16 protein-coding genes are annotated in these 16,220 nt (G+C 68.9%); 14 read left to right on the top strand and 2 right to left on the bottom strand.

What is annotated here, in order from left to right; translation table 11 throughout:
* Nucleotides 1-14 precede the first annotated feature (14 nt).
* Together ACWDZ6_RS14165 and ACWDZ6_RS14170 are read left to right on the top strand one after the other, a co-directional pair.
* Nucleotides 15-1,142, top strand: a complete 1,128-nt coding sequence (locus ACWDZ6_RS14165; RefSeq protein WP_451503039.1) for a ferrochelatase — start codon at nt 15-17, stop codon at nt 1,140-1,142.
* A gap of 9 nt (nt 1,143-1,151) precedes the next feature.
* Nucleotides 1,152-1,952, top strand: coding sequence for an inositol monophosphatase family protein (locus ACWDZ6_RS14170; protein ID WP_451503040.1), 801 nt, complete (start codon nt 1,152-1,154; stop codon nt 1,950-1,952).
* A gap of 84 nt (nt 1,953-2,036) precedes the next feature.
* On the opposite strand, the gene ACWDZ6_RS14175 is transcribed toward ACWDZ6_RS14170, so the two are convergent.
* Nucleotides 2,037-2,204 carry a hypothetical protein gene (locus tag ACWDZ6_RS14175; RefSeq protein WP_326653102.1) on the bottom strand — a complete coding sequence of 56 codons (168 nt, stop codon included), beginning with the start codon at nt 2,202-2,204 and terminating at the stop codon, nt 2,037-2,039.
* 302 nt (nt 2,205-2,506) lie between these two features.
* On the opposite strand from ACWDZ6_RS14175, the gene ACWDZ6_RS14180 reads away from it, so the two are divergent.
* The 4 genes from ACWDZ6_RS14180 (at nt 2,507) to ACWDZ6_RS14195 (ending at nt 6,040) form a co-directional block, all read left to right on the top strand.
* Nucleotides 2,507-3,160 (top strand): response regulator transcription factor, encoded by a 654-nt coding sequence (locus ACWDZ6_RS14180; RefSeq protein ID WP_451503041.1) that lies wholly within the window; start codon nt 2,507-2,509, stop codon nt 3,158-3,160.
* 3 nt (nt 3,161-3,163) lie between these two features.
* Nucleotides 3,164-4,399, top strand: a complete 1,236-nt coding sequence (locus ACWDZ6_RS14185; protein WP_451503042.1) for a sensor histidine kinase — start codon at nt 3,164-3,166, stop codon at nt 4,397-4,399.
* 404 nt (nt 4,400-4,803) lie between these two features.
* Entirely contained in the window at nt 4,804-5,100 is a 297-nt protein-coding gene (locus tag ACWDZ6_RS14190) for a DUF4193 domain-containing protein (protein ID WP_108153055.1), read from the top strand.
* Between the two features lie 13 nt (nt 5,101-5,113).
* Nucleotides 5,114-6,040, top strand: coding sequence for a hypothetical protein (locus tag ACWDZ6_RS14195; RefSeq protein ID WP_451503043.1), 927 nt, complete (start codon nt 5,114-5,116; stop codon nt 6,038-6,040).
* Nucleotides 6,041-6,052: 12 nt separating this feature from the next.
* Here ACWDZ6_RS14195 and ACWDZ6_RS14200 read toward each other — a convergent pair whose 3' ends face one another.
* Entirely contained in the window at nt 6,053-6,511 is a 459-nt protein-coding gene (locus ACWDZ6_RS14200) for a DUF3093 domain-containing protein (protein ID WP_451503044.1), read from the bottom strand.
* Nucleotides 6,512-6,569: 58 nt separating this feature from the next.
* Here ACWDZ6_RS14200 and ACWDZ6_RS14205 point away from each other — a divergent pair, with 58 nt between their 5' ends.
* From ACWDZ6_RS14205 to ACWDZ6_RS14240, 8 genes are all read left to right on the top strand, one after another.
* A complete protein-coding gene (locus ACWDZ6_RS14205) occupies nt 6,570-7,190 on the top strand; it encodes a PaaI family thioesterase (RefSeq protein WP_366730310.1) in 621 nt (206 codons plus the stop codon).
* Nucleotides 7,190-7,702 (top strand): dUTP diphosphatase, encoded by a 513-nt coding sequence (gene dut, locus ACWDZ6_RS14210; protein WP_366730311.1) that lies wholly within the window; start codon nt 7,190-7,192, stop codon nt 7,700-7,702. The genes ACWDZ6_RS14205 and dut overlap by 1 nt, the downstream gene beginning before the upstream one ends.
* Before the next feature lies 1 nt (nt 7,703).
* On the top strand, nt 7,704-8,480 hold the full coding sequence (locus tag ACWDZ6_RS14215) for a DUF3710 domain-containing protein (protein WP_366730312.1): 777 nt from the start codon (nt 7,704-7,706) through the stop codon (nt 8,478-8,480).
* Nucleotides 8,481-8,783: 303 nt separating this feature from the next.
* The gene (gene kdpF, locus ACWDZ6_RS14220) at nt 8,784-8,873 is read left to right on the top strand and encodes a K(+)-transporting ATPase subunit F (RefSeq protein WP_175264873.1); all 90 of its coding nucleotides are present in this window, start codon (nt 8,784-8,786) and stop codon (nt 8,871-8,873) included.
* A gap of 8 nt (nt 8,874-8,881) precedes the next feature.
* Nucleotides 8,882-10,546 (top strand): potassium-transporting ATPase subunit KdpA, encoded by a 1,665-nt coding sequence (gene kdpA, locus ACWDZ6_RS14225; RefSeq protein WP_451503045.1) that lies wholly within the window; start codon nt 8,882-8,884, stop codon nt 10,544-10,546.
* Complete coding sequence (gene kdpB / locus ACWDZ6_RS14230) at nt 10,543-12,693, top strand: potassium-transporting ATPase subunit KdpB (protein ID WP_451503046.1); 2,151 nt, start codon at nt 10,543-10,545, stop codon at nt 12,691-12,693. The genes kdpA and kdpB overlap by 4 nt, the downstream gene beginning before the upstream one ends.
* 5 nt (nt 12,694-12,698) lie before the next feature.
* Nucleotides 12,699-13,367 carry a potassium-transporting ATPase subunit C gene (locus ACWDZ6_RS14235; RefSeq protein ID WP_451503047.1) on the top strand — a complete coding sequence of 223 codons (669 nt, stop codon included), beginning with the start codon at nt 12,699-12,701 and terminating at the stop codon, nt 13,365-13,367.
* A gap of 179 nt (nt 13,368-13,546) precedes the next feature.
* A complete protein-coding gene (locus ACWDZ6_RS14240; RefSeq protein ID WP_451503048.1) occupies nt 13,547-16,090 on the top strand; it encodes an ATP-binding protein in 2,544 nt (847 codons plus the stop codon).
* Nucleotides 16,091-16,220: the final 130 nt, after the last annotated feature.

Genomic DNA, 16,220 nt, shown 5'->3' on the forward strand with positions numbered 1-16,220 from the left:
GCAGGATCGGTCCCATGTCCGATCAGCGCGATCCAGCCCCTTACGACGCCCTGCTGCTCCTCTCCTTCGGAGGCCCCGAAGGCCCGGACGACGTCGTCCCGTTCCTGGAGAACGTGACGCGCGGCCGCGGCATCCCCAAGGAACGGCTCAAGGAGGTGGGTCAGCACTACTTCCTGTTCGGCGGGGTCAGCCCCATCAACGAACAGAACCGCGCTCTGCTGGACGCCCTGCGCAAGGACTTCGCCGAGCACGGCCTGGACCTGCCTGTGCACTGGGGCAACCGGAACTGGGCGCCGTATCTGACCGACACCCTGCGCGAGATGGTCGTGCAGGGCCACCGGCGCATCGCCGTCCTCGCCACCAGTGCGTACGCCTCGTACTCGGGCTGCCGGCAGTACCGCGAGAACCTCGCGGACGCGCTGGCCACGCTGGAGGCGGAAGGCCTCGAGCTGCCGCGCGTGGACAAGCTGCGGCACTACTTCAACCACCCCGGTTTTGTACGGCCCATGATGGAAGGCGTCCTGGAGTCCCTCGCGGACCTCCCCGACGAGGTGCGGGCAGGCGCCCGGCTGGCCTTCACCACCCACTCCATCCCGATGTCCGCCGCCGACGCGTCGGGCACGGCTGAGGAGCACGGCGAGGGCGGTGCGTACGTACGACAGCACCTGGACGTGGCCCGGCTGATCGCGGACGCCGTGCGCGAGGAGACGGGTGTCGAGCACCCCTGGGAGCTCGTCTATCAGTCCCGCAGTGGTGCCCCGCACATCCCGTGGCTGGAGCCGGACATCTGCGAGCACCTGGAGGAGCTGCATGCCGCGGGCGCGCCTGCCGTGGTGATGGTGCCCATCGGCTTCGTCTCGGACCATATGGAGGTCCTCTACGACCTCGATACGGAGGCCACCGCCAAGGCCGCCGAGCTGGGTCTGCCCGTGCGGCGGGCGTCGACGGTGGGCGCCGACCCGCGGTTCGCCGCGGCCGTACGGGACCTGGTCCTGGAGCGTGCGGCGACCGAACGGGGCGTGCGCGCCGAACGGTGCGCGGTGGGAAGCCTCGGCCCCTCCCACGACCTCTGTCCGGTCGGCTGCTGTCCGGCCCGGGCGCCGAAGCCCGCGGCCGCCGGTGCCGACAGCCCCTACGCGTAAGGAACACCTGTGACCGACCCCCTCCTGTCCGAACTTCTCGACCTGGCTCTTGAGGCCGCCCGCCGGGCCGGGGAGCTGCTGCGCGACGGACGCCCCGCCGACCTGGGCGTCGCCGCGGTCAAGTCCAGCCCCATCGACATCGTCACCGAGATGGACATCGCGGCGGAGAAGCTGATCACGGGGTTCCTGGCAGCTCGCCGCCCGGAAGACGGGATCCTCGGCGAGGAAGGTGCCTCCACCACCGGCACCAGCGGTGTGCGCTGGGTCATCGACCCGCTCGACGGCACGGTCAACTACCTCTACGGTCTGCCGACCTGGGCGGTCTCCATCGGTGTCGAGCGAGAGGGCGAGACGGTCGTCGGTGTCGTCGAGGCCCCGATGCGCCGTGAGACCTACCGCGCGGTGCTCGGCGGCGGCGCGTACGCCAACGACAGGCCCCTGCGCTGCCGTCCCGCGCCTCCGCTGGACCAGGCCCTGGTCTCCACCGGCTTCAACTACGTCGCGACCGTACGCACCCACCAGGCGGACGTCGCCCGGCAGCTCATTCCGCGACTGCGCGACATCCGCCGCAGCGGCTCCGCGGCAGTCGACCTCTGTGACGTCGCCGCCGGCCGCCTCGACGGCTACTACGAGCGCGGCCTCAGCCCCTGGGACCTGTCGGCGGGCGACCTGATCGCGCGCGAGGCGGGGGCGCTGACCGGTGGCCGACCGGGCGATACGGCGAACGGCGATCTGGCGGTCGCGGCGAGCCCTGGCGTATTCGAGCCGCTGCAGTCCCTGCTGGAGGAGTTCGGCGCCTGGCACGACTAGATCGGCCCGGCACCGCGCACAAGTGGGCCCCGACACCGTCCTGCGGCGTCGGGGCCCACTCGTATCGGAGGTATACGGCTTGCGTCAGGCGGCGCTGACCTCCACGCCGTGCTCTGCCGCCAGGCGGCGCAGGTCGTCCAGCTCTGCCTGCTCGACATCCGCGAGGAAGTCGTCGCCCGTCTCACGGGCCAGCGTGAGGTCGGTCTCGGCGGCCTTTATGCGCTGCAGCAATCCTGTGGTGAATGCGTCCATGGTGCCCCCTCGTCGTGGGTCGGTGGCACGGGGGTGTGCCGACGGTGGGTGGATCAACCCGGAAACAGGTCGTGATATGCCACAAACAGGGCGTGATCTCTGGGTGTGCAGTCGTCCTCCCCCAGCCTTCCCTCAGAGAAACCTCAACTGGCCGGGGAATCCGGTGAATTCCCGGGGCCGGTGATCCGCGCGATCCGCCTTACAGCCGGTTTACGCGCGTAACGGGCAGGATGGAGGCGCACAGTCAGTGCTCACACACCTGCCCTGATCACGCTTGACGGGCACAGAGGAAGGACAGCGACGTGCGCGTACTCGTCGTCGAGGACGAGCAGCTGCTCGCCGATGCGGTGGCCACCGGACTGCGCCGGGAGGCCATGGCGGTCGACGTCGTGTACGACGGCGCTTCCGCTCTGGAACGTATCGGGGTCAATGACTACGACGTGGTCGTGCTGGACCGTGACCTTCCTCTGGTCCACGGCGACGATGTCTGCCGCAAGATCGTCGAGCTGGGCATGCCCACCCGGGTGCTGATGCTGACCGCCTCCGGAGACGTCAGCGACCGCGTCGAAGGGCTTGAGCTGGGCGCGGACGACTACCTTCCCAAGCCCTTCGCCTTCAGCGAGCTCACCGCCCGGGTCCGTGCGCTCGGCCGCCGTACGACCGTGCCGCTGCCGCCCGTCCTCGAGCGCGCCGGCATCAAGCTGGACCCCAACCGCCGCGAGGTCTTCCGCGACGGCAAGGAGATCCAGCTCGCGCCCAAGGAGTTCGCGGTGCTGGAGGTGCTGATGCGCAGCGAGGGCGCGGTCGTGTCGGCCGAGCAGCTCCTCGAGAAGGCGTGGGACGAGAACACCGACCCGTTCACCAATGTTGTCCGCGTGACGGTGATGACTCTGCGCCGCAAGCTCAGCGAGCCACCAGTGATCGTCACCGTTCCCGGCTCCGGCTACCGGATCTGACCCATGGCCACTGCCCCGGCGCCACCGCAGGCGCCTCCGAAGCCGACGTGGGATCCGCGCGATCCCGTACGCCCCTGGCTGCGTCCGACGATCCGTATACGGCTGACCCTGCTGTACGGCGGCATGTTCCTGATCGCGGGCATCCTGCTGCTCTCGATCATCTATCTGCTCGCGGCGCAGGCCATCCACCAGGGCAGTGAGCTGGTCCTGAAGGTCACGGGTGTGAACGTGAACCTCGACAGCCCCACCTGCCCGGAGCTCAACGGCGCGATCAACAACGAACAGCTCAACGCGGCGCTCAAGACATGCATGTCCGTGCAGCGCCAGCACGCCCTGGACGATCTCCTGCGCCGCTCGCTCTTCGCACTGCTCGGCCTCAGCATCATCGCGTTCGCCTTCGGTTACGCGATGGCGGGACGTGTCCTCTCGCCGCTCGGAAAGATCACCCGCACCGCCCGTCAGGTGGCCGGCTCCGATCTCTCCCGGCGGATCGAGCTGGACGGCCCCGACGACGAGCTCAAGGAGCTCGCGGACACCTTCGACGAGATGCTGGACCGTCTGGAGCGGGCCTTCACCGCTCAGCAGCGGTTCGTGGCGAACGCCTCGCACGAGCTGCGTACGCCGCTGGCGATCAACCGCACGCTGCTGGAGGTCCATCTCTCCGATCCCGGGGTGCCCGCGGAGCTCCAGCAGCTCGGCAAGACGCTCCTGACCACCAATGAACGCAGCGAGCAGCTGGTCGAAGGCCTGCTGCTGCTGGCGCGCAGCGACAACCAGATCGTCGAGCGGAAACCGGTGGACCTCGCCGAGGTCGCCACGCGTGCCGTCGACCAGACCCGGGCCGAGGCCGAGGCGAACGGCGTGGAGATCCGCGGTGAGCGCGCGCTCGCCGTCGTGCAGGGCAATGGCGTCCTGCTGGAGCGGATCGCCCTGAACCTGGTGCAGAACGGCGTGCGGTACAACATCCCGGAAGGCGGGTGGGTGGATGTCGCCACCGAGGTCCGGCAGGGCGAGGCGGTCCTGGTGGTATCGAACACGGGACCGGTCGTTCCCGCCTACGAGATCGACAATCTCTTCGAGCCCTTCCGGCGGCTGCGGCAGGAGCGGACCGGCAGCGACAAGGGTGTCGGACTGGGGCTCTCGATCGCCCGCTCGGTCGCCCGGGCCCACGGAGGCCGTATCATCGCGGAGCCTCGTGAGGGCGGTGGTCTCGTGATGCGTGTCACCCTCCCGGTCTGAGATGCTGATCGACGCGAATCGTTTCTCTCAGTCCGTTCGCTTTACGCTGAATTTTCGGGACCCGTGCCCGAGGGGTCGGTGTGCGATCGATCACAGAGGCGAATTTCAGGCCATCTACTCTCCGTGATCAAGACTCTTGCCGGAAAGCCGGGAAAAGTCCGGGTTTCCGGGGGGTGAGATCACGGGAAGTACACGGGGTGGCGCCCGTGCAGTGCGACATTCGGACCGTGTACGGTCCCGATCGCCACCCAACCCCAGCACTCTTGAGGGATCCGGTTGGGTGTCGATTGAGTAACAGACCTTGATGTGAGGCAAAATCTCCGCCTCAGGTCGGGCACAAGTCCGGCCTCTCGCGCGTTACGTGCGCTGAGACACCGAAGACACCCAGAGGGGGAGAGGCACACATGGCAACGGACTACGACACCCCACGCAAGACCGATGACGACGTCGACTCGGACAGCCTTGAGGAACTGAAGGCCCGCCGGAACGACAAGACGACCTCGGCCGTCGACGTTGACGAGTTCGAGCAGGCTGAAGGCCTGGAGCTGCCCGGAGCGGACCTTTCCAACGAGGAACTGTCCGTCCGCGTGCTGCCCCGGCAGGCCGATGAGTTCACCTGCATGAGCTGCTTCCTCGTGCACCACCGGAGCCAGCTGGCGCGCGAGAAGAACGGTCAGCCGATCTGCCGCGACTGCGACTGAGGTCCGGCCGGCCGTGGCAGGCGAAACACCGTCCAGGAAGCGGCGCTTCCGGCGTCAGAAGCCGTCGGAGGCGCTCCAGGGCGGTACGGGTCCGGCAGAAGGCGCCACGGCGTCTGCCGAGCACTCGGCCGCGCTCCTGCCCCACGGTGCAGGAGACGACGACGGGCGGGGCCCGAGGGCCTCGCTCGAAGGGCTCGGAACCGAGGATCAGGCGGGGCCCCCGACCAGGGCCCCACGCCTGGCCGCGGTCAGGAACGGCGTGCGGAAGAGCGGCGCGAACGCCAAAGCGGCGCTCGCATACGTCGCCGACCGGCTCATCGAGAACGCACCACGCGTTCCGGTGCGCGATCTCGCCACGCTGCGCAAGCAGTTCCCCGGCCTCGCTCCCGAGCAGCTGGCGGACAAGCTGGTCGCGGGCGCGGCGAATGCCACTTCCACAGTGGGTGCGGGCATCGGCGCGGCCGCGATGCTGCCCGTACCGCCGGCGATGCCGGCCGAGCTGGCCACGGAGATCGTCAGTGTCGCCGCGATCGAGCTCAAGCTCATCGCCGAGCTCCACGAGGTCTACGGGATACGGCCGCACGGCTCCCTCAAGGAGCGCAGTACCGCGTATCTGACCTCCTGGTCTCAGGAGCGCGGGATCCAGGTGACCAAACCGGCGACGATCGACGCCGCACTCGGCGGCCAGCTCAAACGCGAGCTGCGGCAGCAGATCATGAAGCGCACGGTCCGCAATCTGCCGAATCTCATGCCGTTCCTGGTCGGCGCGGCCGTCGGCGCGGTGATGAACCGCCGGGACACCAGAAAGCTCGCGAAGCGGATCCGTAAGGACTTGAGAAGCCGACAGGTCCCCTGGGACGCGCTGACCGCGCTACCGCCGCTGGAGCAGCCCAAGGACCCCCTGGAGACGGTGTACATCCCCAGAGAGCTCGGGCGCTGACCCAAGTCCCCGTCAGGCCGTGCGTACGGCCGCGAGAGCGGCAGCCAGCGCCTTCGGGTCGCGGGTTGAGAGATAGAGGTACGGCGTCGGGTCGGCCGGGTCCGTGACCTCGACCCGCAGGGCCGTCGGCACATAGCTGCGCAGCAGCATGAACGCCCGTGTATCGGCTTTGTACGAGCGCCAGGCGCGCGCTTCCTCCGCGTCCAGCACCTCGGCCTTGCCGAGCGCGGACAGCGGGATCCGCGCGTCGCCCGCGACCAGTGAGCCGGCCACTACCCGGATACGGGCCGAGCCGTACGAACTCACCACGACCGCCGCGACCGCGGTGGCGGCGATCAGGCCCCCGAGCAGCGCCGGCGGACCGAACGGCAGCAGGATGAGGCCGCCCGCGACACCCACGAGGGCAGCGATGAGCCACCACGAACGGGGCGCGGTGAGACGTTCTTCGTAGTGCGGGGCGGAAGGCTGCATGAAACCAAGCTTGGCACGGTGCGACCTGCGGGTACCCGCGCGGGTAAGGTCAGCGCCTGTGAGTACTGCGAAATCCCGGGGGGCGGCCCCCGGTTCCTCGGCCCGCGCCGCGGCTCTGACCCCTCCGGCCGACGCCATACCGCCGGTTCGGCACCCCGACGCCCCGGCCCCGGGTGAGCTTCTCGGCTCGCACTACGAGCACTGCTTCGGCTGCGGCGAGGGCCAGCCCCACGGGCTGCACCTCCAGGCACGGGCCGGGGAAGGTGTCCGCATCACCGCCGAATTCACCGTCAGGCCGGCCCACCAGGGCGCGCCCGGCCTCGCGCACGGCGGCGTCCTCGCCACGGCCCTGGACGAGACCCTCGGCTCGCTGAACTGGCTGCTGCGGGTGATCGCGGTGACCGGCCGGCTCGAGACCGATTTCGTACGGCCCGTGCCCGTGGACACCGTGCTGCATCTGGAGGCCGAGGTGACCGCGGTCGCCGGCCGCAAGATCTACTCCACCGCCGTGGGCCGGATCGGCGGCCCCGGCGGGCCCGTCGCCGTCCGTGCCGAAGCCCTTTTCATCGAGGTCAAGGTCGACCACTTCATCGACAACGGCCGCCCGGAGGAGATCCAGGCAGCCATGGCCGACCCCGACCGGATCAGGCGCACCCGCGCCTTCGAGGTGAACCCCTGATGCGTAACCCTGTCGATGTCCTCATCCGCCGGGTCGACCCGGAGGTGCCGCTGCCGGCGTACGCGCACGCAGGCGACGCCGGAGCCGATCTGGTCACCTGCGAGGCTGCCGAACTCGCGCCGGGCGAGCGGGCTGTGCTGCCCACCGGAGTGTCCATCGCCCTCCCCGACGGTTACGCCGCCTTCGTGCACCCCCGCTCCGGTCTCGCGGCCCGCTGCGGAGTAGCCCTCGTGAATGCCCCGGGGACGGTGGATGCCGGGTACCGTGGGGAGATCAAGGTGATCGTGGTCAATCTCGACCCGCGCGAGAGTGTGCGGTTCGATCGGTTCGACCGGATTGCCCAACTGGTCGTCCAGCAGGTCGAGAAGGTGCGCTTCCACGAGGTGGCGGAGCTTCCCGGCTCGGCGCGGGCCGAGGGGGGCTTCGGGTCCACCGGCGGTCATGCCGCTGTGGACGGCTCAACGGGTGGGAATCGATACGCTTCGGTCGTATCCGACCGGGAAGGACAGTGACGTGTTCGGACGTCGCAAGAAGAGTGGTTCCGCCGAGGACGCGGCGGACGCAGCGGGCGAGGCCGAGCAGGTCGTCGACGAGCGCGACACGGAGTACGCCGATGAGGAAGGCTCGCCCCGCCGGGTGAACCTTCCGCCGGCGCCCCGGCCCGACGGCCCCTGGGACGTCTCCGAGGTATCCAAGCCCGGCGAGGGCCGGGTCGACCTGGGCGGACTTTTCGTGCCCGGAGTCGACGGCATGGAGCTGCGCGTCGAGGTCGCGGGTGACGCGATCGTCGCCGCCACCGTCGTACTGCGCGACAGCGCCGTACAGCTGCAGGCCTTCGCAGCGCCCAAGAAGGAAGGCATCTGGAGCGAGGTCCGCGAGGAGATCGCTTCCGGCATCACCCAGCAGGGCGGCATCATCGACGAGGTCGAGGGTCCGCTGGGCTGGGAGCTGCGGGCCCAGGTGCCCGTACAGCTTCCGGACGGCACCGGCGGCGTGCAGCTGGTGCGATTCATCGGCGTCGACGGGCCGCGGTGGTTCCTGCGCGGAGTGATCTCCGGACAGGGCGCGGTGCAGCCGGAGGCCGCCGGACTCCTGGAGACGATCTTCCGGGACACCGTCGTCGTACGTGGCGAGGGGCCGATGGCGCCGCGCGACCCGATCGTCCTCAAGCTGCCGGAAGACGCCCAGATGGTGCCCGAGGGCGTCCAGCAGGAGGAGCAGGAAGGCTCGCGCTTCTCCGGAGGCATGGGCCAGTTGCAGCGCGGACCTGAGATCACCGAGGTGCGCTGACTCCTCGACCTGAAATCGACCCGGCCGGTGGGCCGTACTCCCCTGAAGGGAGTACGGCCCACCGGTCTTTTTGCAGGTCACGCCGGGCCGGCGCGGATTCCGTATGAGAGTCGTCAAGGAGACGCCCATGGCCGTAAGGGAGCCGTCAACGGTGGCGGAAAAGAGGTCAGGAGGAGGTTTCCTCGAGAGGTCCGAGAATCCGTACCTCATCTAGGAGCACACGATGGCCGACGTGGCCTTCGTCGTCACGACGATCGCGGTTTTCGCGCTGGTGGCGTTCATCGCCAGGGGGGTGGCGAAGCTGTGACTGCCGAGAACATTGTCGGGCTGGTCGTGGCCGTCGCCCTGCTGGGTTACCTCGTCCTCGCCCTTGTGTACCCGGAGAGGTTCTGAGTACAGCTATGAGCCCCCTCCTCGCCGGTGTGCTCCAGATGCTCGCGCTGATCGCCGCGCTCGCTCTCGCATACCGTCCGCTCGGCGACTACATGGCCGGTGTCTACTCCTCCACGAAGCATCTGCGGGTGGAGAAGTGGATCTACAAGGCCATCGGCGCCAACCCCTCGGCCGAGATGCGCTGGCCCGCCTATCTGCGCGGTGTCCTCGCCTTCTCGGCAGTGAGCGTCCTGTTCCTCTATCTGCTGCAGCGGCTGCAGGGCAGCCTGCCCGGCTCGCTCGGCTTCTCCTCGATCGACCCTGATCAGGCGTTCAATACCGCCGCGTCGTTCGTGTCGAACACCAACTGGCAGTCGTACTACGGCGAGCAGGCCATGGGTCACGTCGTGCAGACCGGCGGCCTGGCGGTACAGAACTTCGTCTCCGCCGCCGTCGGTATCGCCGTCGCGGTGGCCCTGGTACGCGGTTTCGCCCGCTCCCGCACCGGTGAGCTGGGCAACTTCTGGGCGGACCTGGTGCACGGCACCGTCCGGATCCTGATCCCCATCTCCGTGATCGGCGCGATCGTGCTGGTCGCGTGCGGCGCGATCCAGAACTTCGCAGGGATCCACGAGGTCGGCCAGTTCATGGGCGGCTCGCAGCAGTGGAACGGCGGCGCGGTGGCCTCGCAGGAGGCGGTCAAGGAGGTGGGCACGAACGGCGGCGGTTACTTCAACGCCAACTCGGCCCACCCCTTCGAGAACCCCAACGGGATCTCGAACCTCTTCGAGATCTTCCTGCTCCTGTTGATCCCCTTCGCGCTGACCCGCACCTTCGGCCGCATGGTCGGCAGCCTCAAGCAGGGTTACGCGATCCTCGCGACGATGGCGACGATCTGGATCGGGTTCACGGCGCTGATGATGTGGACCGAGTTCCACCACGGCGGCCCGGCGTTCGACATCGCCGGTGGTGCGATGGAGGGCAAGGAGACCCGGTTCGGAGTCGAGGGTTCCTCGATCTTCGCGGTGGCCACGACGCTCACCTCGACGGGAGCGGTGAACAGCTTCCACTCCTCGTTCACCGGCTTCGGCGGCGGCATCACGCTGCTGGGCATGCAGCTCGGCGAGATCGCGCCTGGTGGTACCGGTTCCGGCCTCTACGGCATGCTGATCCTCGCGATCATCGCGGTGTTCATCGCGGGCCTGATGGTGGGGCGTACGCCCGAGTATCTCGGCAAGAAGATCGGCACCCGCGAGATCAAGCTGGCGGCCTGCTACATCCTCATCACGCCGGCGCTGGTGCTCTGCTTCACCGCCGCCGACATGGCCCTGCCCACCCCGGTGCACTCGATGACCAACTCGGGTGCGCACGGCTTCTCCGAGATCCTCTACGCGTACACCTCGGGCGCCAACAACAACGGCAGCGCGTTTGCCGGCCTGAACGCGGACACGCAGTGGTTCAACACCACCATCGGTCTCGCGATGCTGCTCGGCCGCTTCCTGCCGATGGTGTTCGTGCTGGCGCTGGCCGGCTCGCTCGCCGAGCAGAAGCCTGTCCCGGCCACCGCGGGCACGCTGCGTACCGAGAAGCCGCTCTTCACCGGTCTGCTGGTCGGCACGATCCTGATCATCACCGGTCTGACCTACTTCCCGGCCCTGGCGCTGGGCCCGCTCGCCGAAGGGCTGGCGTCATGACCATCGACGTAAAGAAGCAAGACGACTCCATGTCCACTGCAACGCCCACGCCCACGCCCGCACCGCACTCGGACGTGCCCACGGGCCACAAGACGGACGCCGGTCGGGTCGGCGCGGGGTTGTTCGACCCCAAGCAGCTGATCAAGTCCTTCCCGGACGCGATCAGGAAGCTCGACCCGCGGGTGATGGTGAAGTCCCCGGTGATGTTCGTGGTCCTGGTCGGCTCCGTGCTGACCACGATCTTCGCGATCAAGGACCCGACCGACTGGTTCGGCTGGGCGATCGCCGCCTGGCTCTGGCTGACCACGATCTTCGCCAATCTGGCGGAGGCGGTGGCCGAGGGCCGCGGCAAGGCCCAGGCAGACACCCTGCGCAAGGCGAAGACCGACACCGTCGCGCGGCGGCTCGCCGGCAGGACCGAGGAGCGGGTGCCCGGCACCGAGCTTCGTATCGGCGATCTGGTGGTCTGCGAGGCCGGCGACACCATTCCCGGCGACGGTGACGTCGTCGAAGGTGTGGCGTCGGTGGACGAGTCGGCCATCACCGGTGAATCGGCCCCGGTCATCCGCGAGTCGGGCGGCGACCGGTCCGCGGTCACCGGCGGCACCAAGGTGCTCTCCGACCGGATCGTCATCAAGATCACGACGAAGCCGGGCGAGACGTTCATCGACCGGATGATCGCCCTGGTCGAGGGCGCCGCCCGGCAGAAGACGCCCAACGAGATCGCGCTGAACATCCTGCTCGCGTCCCTCACGATCGTCTTCCTGCTCGCCGTCGTCACGCTGCAGCCGTTCGCCAAGTACGCCCACGCCGAGCAGACCATGATCGTGCTGACCGCCCTGCTGGTCTGCCTGATCCCGACCACGATCGGCGCCTTGCTCTCCGCGATCGGCATCGCCGGCATGGACCGCCTGGTGCAGCGCAATGTGCTCGCGATGTCCGGCCGTGCGGTCGAGGCCGCCGGCGACGTCTCCACGCTGCTGCTCGACAAGACCGGCACGATCACCCTCGGCAACCGGCAGGCCGCCGAGTTCGTCCCGGTCGAGGGAGTCACCGAGGCAGAGCTGGCGGACGCCGCCCAGCTCTCCTCGCTCGCCGACGAGACCCCCGAGGGCCGCTCCATCGTCGTGCTGGCGAAGGAGAAGTACAGCCTGCGCGAGCGACACCAGGGCGAGCTGAGCGGCGCCGAGTGGGTCGCGTTCACCGCCCGGACCCGTATGTCCGGCGTCGACCTCATCGAGAACGGAACGGGCCGAAAGGTCCGCAAGGGCGCGGCCGGCTCGGTCATCACCTGGGTCACCGAGCACGGTGGCCAGGTGGCCGAGGACGCCGACGTCACCGCCAACAAGATCTCGCAAGCGGGCGGTACGCCGCTGCTGGTCGCCGTCGAGGACGACAAGGGCGCCCGGGTACTGGGCGTCATCCACCTCAAGGACGTCGTCAAGGAAGGCATGCGGGAGCGGTTCGACGAGCTGCGCCGTATGGGCATCAAAACGGTCATGATCACGGGCGACAACCCGCTGACCGCGAAGGCGATCGCCGAGGAGGCCGGTGTCGACGACTTCCTCGCCGAGGCCACCCCCGAGGACAAGATGGCGCTGATCAAGCGGGAGCAGGCCGGCGGCAAGCTTGTCGCGATGACCGGTGACGGCACCAATGACGCCCCGGCGCTGGCCCAGGCGGACGTCGGGGTCGCCATGAACACCGGTACCTCGGCCGCCAAGGAGGCCGGGAACATGGTGGACCTGGACTCCAACCCGACCAAGCTGATCGAGATCGTCGAGATCGGAAAGCAGCTCCTCATCACCCGGGGCGCGCTCACCACGTTCTCGATCGCCAACGACGTCGCGAAGTACTTCGCGATCATCCCGGCGATGTTCGCGGTGGTCTACCCGGGCCTGGACAAGCTCAACATCATGAACCTGTCCTCCCCGGAGTCGGCGATCCTGTCGGCCGTCATCTTCAACGCGCTGATCATCATCGCGCTGGTGCCACTCGCCCTGAAGGGCGTGCGGTACAGGCCGACCAGCGCGGACAGGATGCTCCGGCGCAACCTGGGGATCTACGGCCTCGGCGGCCTGATAGCGCCCTTCATCGGCATCAAGATCATCGACCTGCTCATCTCCCTCATCCCTGGCATCGGGTGACGACCATGAACAACTCTGTAGGAAACACAGCACGGTTGATCTGGGCCGGGCTGCGTGCCCTGCTCGTCCTGACCGTCGTCTGCGGCGTCATCTACCCGCTCGCCATCACCGGGGTGGCCCAAGCCCTCTTCCACGACAAGGCCAACGGCTCCGAGATCAGGGCGGACGGCAAGGTCGTCGGCTCCGAGCTCATCGGGCAGACCTACAACCTGCCGCCGAAGAAGGGCCAGAAGACCCCCGCGCCCGACCTGAAGTGGTTCCAGCCCCGCCCCTCCAACGGTCTCGGCGTCAACAGCGTCAACACCCAGTACAGGCTCATCCTCTCCGGCGCGACCAACCGCTCCGGCGACAACCCGGAACTCATCAAGTGGGTCACCGACGCCAAGGCCGCCGTCGTCAAGGACAACTCGGTGGGTGGCTACAAGGTCAAGCCCTCGGACGTGCCGGCCGACGCCGTCACCTCCTCGGGCTCCGGCCTGGACCCGCAGATCTCACCCGAGTACGCAAAGCTCCAGGTGCACCGGGTCGCCGAGAAGAACCACCTCTCCGTGGCCCAGGTGGACAAGCTCGTCCAGGACCACACCGACGGCCGCACCCTCGGCTTCATCGGCGAGCCGCGCGTCAACGTCCTCACACTCAACATCGCACTGAAGGAGCTCGCCGCGAAGGGCTGATCCGCGGGCACACGGCTGCGGCCCGCTCCATCCGGCGGACCGTGCCCCCGAAACGCCGGGGGTGGGCGTCAGAATCGCGTCAATACGCGGCTGAGGCCCGTCCCCGGCCCGATGCGACCGGATCTCCGGCCGTAGGGTCGACGCAGCGTACACAGCTGTTCCTGAAAGACAATGAGGCCATGGGACGCGGCAAGCTACGGATATATCTCGGGGCTGCACCGGGCGTCGGCAAGACGTACTCGATGCTGTCGGAGGCGCACCGACGTGTGGAGCGTGGCACCGACTGCGTCGTCGCCTTCGTGGAGCACCACGGACGCTCCCGCACCGAAGTGATGCTGCACGGCCTGGAGCAGATCCGGCGCCGCGAGATCGAGTACCGCGGCACCGTCTTCACCGAGATGGACGTCGACGCCGTCCTCGAACGGCATCCCACCGTCGCCCTCGTCGACGAATTGGCCCACACCAACGTGCCCGGCTCCCGCAACGCCAAGCGCTGGCAGGACATCGAGGTACTGATCGCGGCCGGTATCGATGTCATCTCCACTGTCAACATCCAGCACCTCGAGTCCCTCGGCGACGTCGTCGAGTCGATCACCGGCGTACGCCAGCGGGAGACCGTCCCCGACGAGGTCGTCCGCCGCGCGGACCAGATCGAGCTCGTCGACATGTCCCCACAGGCGCTGCGCCGCCGCATGGCCCACGGCAACATCTACACGTCCGACAAGGTCGACGCGGCCCTCTCGAACTACTTCCGCCCCGGAAACCTCACCGCCCTGCGTGAGCTCGCCCTGCTCTGGGTCGCCGACCGGGTCGACGAATACCTCCAGCAGTACCGCGGTGAGCACGACATACGCTCCACCTGGCAGGCCCGCGAGCGCATCGTGGTCGGCCTCACGGGCGGGCCCGAGGGGCGCACCCTCATCCGCCGCGCGTCCCGGATGGCCGCCAAGGGCTCCGGCGGCGAGATCCTCGCCGTCTACATCGCCCGCAGCGACGGTCTGACCTCCGCCTCGCCCAAGGAGCTGGCCGCCCAGAGGACCCTGGTCGAAGATCTCGGCGGCACCTTCCACCACGTCATCGGCGACGACGTCCCGTCCTCGCTGATGGAGTTCGCGCGTGGGGTCAATGCCACTCAGATCGTCCTCGGCTCCAGCCGCCGCAAGGCCTGGCAGTACATCTTCGGCCCCGGCGTCGGCGCGACCGTCGCCCGCGAATCCGGCCCCGACCTCGACGTCCACATCGTCACTCACGACGAGGCCGGCAAGGGCCGCGGACTGCCGGTGGCCCGCGGCGCACGCCTGGGCCGCTCCCGCATCATCGCCGGCTGGCTCGTCGGAGTCGCCGGTCCCGTCCTGCTCTCACTGATACTGACCGGCCTCGACGACAGTCCGGGACTCGCCAACGACGTTCTGCTCTTCCTCTTCCTGACCGTGGTGTCGGCGCTGCTCGGCGGACTGCTGCCGGCGCTGGCCTCGGCCGCCGTCGGCTCACTGCTGCTGAACTACTACTTCACCCCGCCCACCCACACTCTGACGATCAGCGACCCGAAGAACATCGTCGCCATAGTGATCTTCTTCGCGGTGGCCGTCGCGGTCGCGTCCGTGGTGGATCTGGCCGCCCGCCGCACCCACCAGGCCGCCAGGCTGCGCGCCGAGTCGGAGATCCTCTCCTTCCTTGCCGGCAGTGTGCTGCGCGGCGAGACCACGCTGGACGCCCTGTTGGAGCGGGTCCGCGAGACCTTCGCCATGGAGTCGGTGGCGCTGCTCGAGCGGGAGAGTGACGTCGCGCCCTGGACCTGCGCGGGCAGCGTCGGCCCCAGTTCCGTCGTACGTCCCGAGGACGCGGATGTGGACATGCCGGTCGGCGACCACATGGCACTGGCCCTCTCCGGCCGCGTACTGCCAGCCGAGGACCGCCGGGTGCTGGCCGCCTTCGCGGCCCAGGCCGCAGTCGTACTGGACCGGCAGCGGCTGGTCGGACAGGCGGAGGAGGCCCGTCGGCTGGCCGAGGGCAACCGCATCCGTACGGCGCTGCTCGCCGCCGTCAGCCATGATCTGCGGACCCCGCTGGCCGCCATCAAGGCCGCCGTCTCCTCGCTCAGGGCCGACGACGTGGCCTGGTCCGAGGAGGACGAGGCCGAACTGCTCGAAGCCATCGAGGACGGCGCCGACCGCCTCGACCATCTCGTCGGCAACCTCCTCGACATGTCCCGGCTGCAGACCGGCACCGTCGCTCCGCTGATCCGGGTGACCGACCTCGACGAGGTCGTTCCGATGGCGCTCGTCGGAGTGCCCGTGGAGAGCGTCGAGCTGGACATCCCGGAGACGCTGCCGATGGTGTCCGTCGACCGGGGACTGCTGGAGCGGTCGGTCGCCAACATCGTCGAGAACGCCGTCAAGTACAGCCCCGACGCCACGCCGGTCACCGTCGCGGCGAGCGCGCTCGGCGACCGCGTCGAGGTGCGGGTCGCGGACCGCGGCCCCGGCGTCCCCGATGACGAGAAGGACCGGATTTTCGAGCCGTTCCAGCGTTACGGTGACGCTCCACGCGGTGCCGGAGTGGGCCTCGGTCTCGCGGTCGCCCGCGGCTTCGTCGAGGCCATGGGCGGCACGCTCACCGCCGAGGACACCCCCGGCGGTGGCATGACCATGGTCCTCACCCTCAGGGCGGCGCCGGGGGTCGTTCCGGTCGCCTCCGACCTTCCCGCCCAGGTGACCTCATGACCGGGACGGCAGCGCGGAGACGGGTGGCAGTACGGACGCCGACGGCAGTACAGACGCAGGCAGCAGTACAGACGCAGACGGCAGTACGGACCCAGACGGCAGCGCAAGGACAACAGTGCGGAAAGGCAGG

This window comes from Streptomyces sp. NPDC002926, assembly GCF_053591755.1.

Coding starts and splice junctions, on each gene's coding strand:
- ACWDZ6_RS14185 (WP_451503042.1), top strand. CDS start 3,164: ATGGCCACTGCCCCGGCGCCACCGCAGGCGCCTCCGAAGCCGACGTGG.
- ACWDZ6_RS14165 (WP_451503039.1), top strand. CDS start 15: ATGTCCGATCAGCGCGATCCAGCCCCTTACGACGCCCTGCTGCTCCTC.
- kdpA (WP_451503045.1), top strand. CDS start 8,882: ATGAGCCCCCTCCTCGCCGGTGTGCTCCAGATGCTCGCGCTGATCGCC.
- kdpB (WP_451503046.1), top strand. CDS start 10,543: ATGACCATCGACGTAAAGAAGCAAGACGACTCCATGTCCACTGCAACG.
- ACWDZ6_RS14175 (WP_326653102.1), bottom strand. CDS start 2,204: ATGGACGCATTCACCACAGGATTGCTGCAGCGCATAAAGGCCGCCGAG.
- ACWDZ6_RS14190 (WP_108153055.1), top strand. CDS start 4,804: ATGGCAACGGACTACGACACCCCACGCAAGACCGATGACGACGTCGAC.
- ACWDZ6_RS14200 (WP_451503044.1), bottom strand. CDS start 6,511: ATGCAGCCTTCCGCCCCGCACTACGAAGAACGTCTCACCGCGCCCCGT.
- dut (WP_366730311.1), top strand. CDS start 7,190: ATGCGTAACCCTGTCGATGTCCTCATCCGCCGGGTCGACCCGGAGGTG.
- ACWDZ6_RS14240 (WP_451503048.1), top strand. CDS start 13,547: ATGGGACGCGGCAAGCTACGGATATATCTCGGGGCTGCACCGGGCGTC.
- ACWDZ6_RS14235 (WP_451503047.1), top strand. CDS start 12,699: ATGAACAACTCTGTAGGAAACACAGCACGGTTGATCTGGGCCGGGCTG.